Origin of the sequence: Paenibacillus sp. 3LSP (assembly GCF_032465655.1) — a bacterium.
GTDB classification, from domain to species: Bacteria; Bacillota; Bacilli; order Paenibacillales; family Paenibacillaceae; genus Fontibacillus; species Fontibacillus barengoltzii.
In genome coordinates this window covers 1-3,209 of sequence record NZ_JAWDJI010000008.1, presented here as the reverse complement: position 1 = coordinate 3,209, position 3,209 = coordinate 1, and the positions used below count along the sequence as shown (strand labels likewise).

The 3,209-nt window shown below is 50.4% G+C and carries 4 protein-coding genes; 1 reads left to right on the top strand and 3 read right to left on the bottom strand.

Annotated elements, in window-relative coordinates; all coding sequences use genetic code 11:
• Nucleotides 1–394 precede the first annotated feature (394 nt).
• The gene (locus RW092_RS00500) at nt 395–1,294 is read left to right on the top strand and encodes an AraC family transcriptional regulator (protein WP_028539500.1); all 900 of its coding nucleotides are present in this window, start codon (nt 395–397) and stop codon (nt 1,292–1,294) included.
• Between the two features lie 94 nt (nt 1,295–1,388).
• Here the strand turns inward: RW092_RS00500 and RW092_RS00495 are convergent, their stop codons facing one another.
• From RW092_RS00495 to RW092_RS00485, 3 genes are all read right to left on the bottom strand, one after another.
• On the bottom strand, nt 1,389–2,354 hold the full coding sequence (locus RW092_RS00495; RefSeq protein WP_316009219.1) for an acetylxylan esterase: 966 nt from the start codon (nt 2,352–2,354) through the stop codon (nt 1,389–1,391).
• Between the two features lie 153 nt (nt 2,355–2,507).
• Nucleotides 2,508–2,738, bottom strand: coding sequence for a YuzB family protein (locus RW092_RS00490; RefSeq protein WP_009222730.1), 231 nt, complete (start codon nt 2,736–2,738; stop codon nt 2,508–2,510).
• A 36-nt stretch (nt 2,739–2,774) separates the two neighbouring features.
• Complete coding sequence (locus tag RW092_RS00485; protein ID WP_016312794.1) at nt 2,775–3,077, bottom strand: hypothetical protein; 303 nt, start codon at nt 3,075–3,077, stop codon at nt 2,775–2,777.
• Nucleotides 3,078–3,209: the final 132 nt, after the last annotated feature.

The following is a 3,209-nucleotide window of genomic DNA, read 5'->3' as shown; positions in this document are numbered from 1 at the left end:
TGGTAGACTGCATAGTATCAGCTCTCCTTTGCTATGTAGCTCTGAAATGGTTTGGTTTATACTACACTATCCATTTTAACCTACGAGATGTAGCAATTTGGAGGGCTGTCTTTTGTTTACGTTCATCTTAGCTAAATGGGTTCATCGTCGTCCCTCTCCTTCATTATTGATGGAACATATCTCTACGTACGCTTCGTGACTCAGTCCCTAGCCTCATCCGGCCTCAGGCTGTTCCTCTCGCTTCCACCATCTGCAGCCCCTTTCGGTTCGAATCAGATCATGTTATGATGTAAGCGATTTCATATCAAATTTTACATGATCCTATCTCCCGGTTTCCATGTTGGGATTTGTGATTTGTTATCCATTCTTGCTATTGTCTACACAGGAGGTACCGATGGACAATCCGACTTTGACTCCCTCGAACCTGATACATCGCCTGTCACCCAACGTTCGAAGAGCCTGGAACCACCGGGTGGACACGATGAAGCTGGCGCCTCGCATCATTTTTGACTATGAACTGTTGTATATGGAAAAAGGGGAACTCACCATTCGTGTGGAGAACGATACGTTTGTTGCGGTGCCCGGAGATATTTTACTGTTCAAACCGGGGGTGGAACATGAGTTCATAGACTCGCGGGGAGAATGTTGGATGCCGCACATTCATTTTGATGTGCTGTATTATGAGGATTTTGAGCAGGTGCCAATCAATTTCAAAAATCGCAGCGAATGCACGGAGGCAGAGCTGGCTTGGCTTCGGCCTGACATACTGGGGCAGGCTTTCGGGTTTCCCAACGTCCTGCGGATCGGCAACCATGCCGAGGTACACAAGACGCTGATGCAAATCATTCATGCCTACGAGCGGCGTGATGCCGACTACCCGTTGATCCAGAAAGCGCTGGTGCTCCGCATCCTTTATTTGCTGCAAAAAGGGCTGAGGGCGAACAACAACGCGCATCTGGTCATGCATCAACGTGCCATGGAGCTGGCGGTCACCTACATCATGGAGCATTACAACGAAACGGTCCCGCTGAAGACGTTATCGAAGATCGCTTGCCTCAGCGTGTTCCATTTCTCCCGTATTTTCAAGCAAACGTTCGACCTGACCCCTCATCAGTTTCAAATCCGCTACCGGATGGAGAAAGCCAAAGAACTGATGATCTTTCACCGCTTGTCCTTATCCACCATCGCTGAGAAAGTCGGCTACAGCAACATATACTCCTTCAGTAAAGCGTTTAAGCAGGTTGAAGGCATGTCCCCTCGCCAGTTCATGCGCTCGCATTCGAATTCGAGCTAGGCGGATGGGCCCGTCTGGATTTGCTGCACACTTGGCGACTCGATTCCCGGCAAGCTCAATGTCGGACGAGGGGTCCCCTTCATCTCTCCACATGCTATGGCTGCAAATGCTCCCCCAGGAAACCGTAGGCCTTCAACCGATGCTCGTCAGGGCCTTCTTCATGGCCCATAAACGGGTAGAGCAGCAGCTCCTTCCCCGGCGCAGGGTTTCGGTTATAAGCTGCTGCGATCGTTTCCGGCCAGCAGATCAGATCTTTAAAACCTGCGGAGTATAACACCGGGATGTTGATTTTTTCGGCCAAGTTCAGATTGTCAAAATAACTCAATGTCGTTAGGACTTGCTCCAACGATCCCGGGTTACGGGCGACAAATTCAGCGATTTCCGAGACGGAGCCGGTTGAATTCATCAACGCGAACTCCAAATGACACAGATTCGGGACGTTAGCAACTGCCGCCCGTGGTACCTTGCTTAACGCCGCCATCTGCAGCGCCAAGCCGCCGCCCTGGCTTGTTCCGTACACCCCAATTCGCTCTGCGTCGATTTCAGGTTGGGCACTCACCCATTGCAGCGCCTTCCAGGCGTCGATCGTCATCGCCAAGCCGTAGAAGTGCTCCGGCTCCAGCACACCTTGGGTCATCCACCCTTTGAAGATCCCTCGAGCAGAGGTTAAGTGATTCCCCGTTTCCCCTGTCTGACCGCGCGTATCCACCGCAAAAACGGCATACCCCATCTGCAGCCAAACGGCATAATTTTCCGGAAGGCCTCGATGACATTGATATCCTTGATAAATTACTACACACGGAACTTTCCGATTTTGCTCGTCCCCGCCCTTCGGGACCAAAAACCAGCCATACAGCGGCGTATCATCGTATCCCTCAAACTGCACACGCGCCGCAAGGGTTCCCTTCATCAACGTCGCTGCAGGTTCCCGGCGATCATTCAGCGGCTTGGCTGCAAACCGCTCTAACGTCTGACTCCAAAACGCATCAAAGTCCTCTCTTGCCGTACGAGCTGCCCGATAGTTTGCGACATCCTTCATCCGTTCCTGAATCGCTCCCATGATCTAACTCCTTTGTTTGGTGTTTAATCGATTGGCCGTTTTTCTTAAGAATACCCTACCAGAAACGGTTGTCCGAAGGAAGCTTTCAAAACAGCTGATCCCTAAAAAAACCGCCGGAGCTCCAGCTCCGACGGCTTCTCATTTCTAATTCTCTCACTTCGGTTTCTTCACAAAAGGCGCAGCCTTCGCCAACACCTCGTCCTCCGTCGGTGCGCTGACGTATCTGCCGTTGATATATACGAACGCTCTTTTGCCGCACGGACCGCAATACGATTTGCAGCCAATTTTGATCTCGGCGTCCGGCGCGAGCTTTTGCAGCTTCGGTACAAACGTCTTCATGCGGATATGATTGCATTTATCGCAAATCCGAATATCGTTAGCCATGCCAAGTCCCTTCTTTATCGTTAGCTAAAACTTAGCTTAGTGATCCCCATGATTACCTTTGGAAGGATTGGTAATCACGAAGCCTTCCTCTGGGAAATACAAATAATCGATCTTCACGCCATCCAGGAACGGATCATCGCCACCCACAATGACATCGATGTCCTTGTCAGTTTTGACGATTTGGTCGTTCTCGCTAGGCTTGACCAAATCCAGGCCATAGTGAGCATGGTCGCCGTGAGAATGGGTAATGAATACCTTCAGCGTCAGCCCTTGATTTTCTTCCTTGGCCAGTTCTTTCTGTATCACTTTCGCCGCATTGCGGGTAATTTTGACTCTCATATGATCTCTCCTATCGCACAAAATGGCTTCCCTTAACATTCCTATTGTAAAGAAACAGAGCGCAACAAGCAAGGCTCCGCGATCACTCAGTTAAAATGTTACTAAAGAGGCATCGGTTCACTCACATCGAAA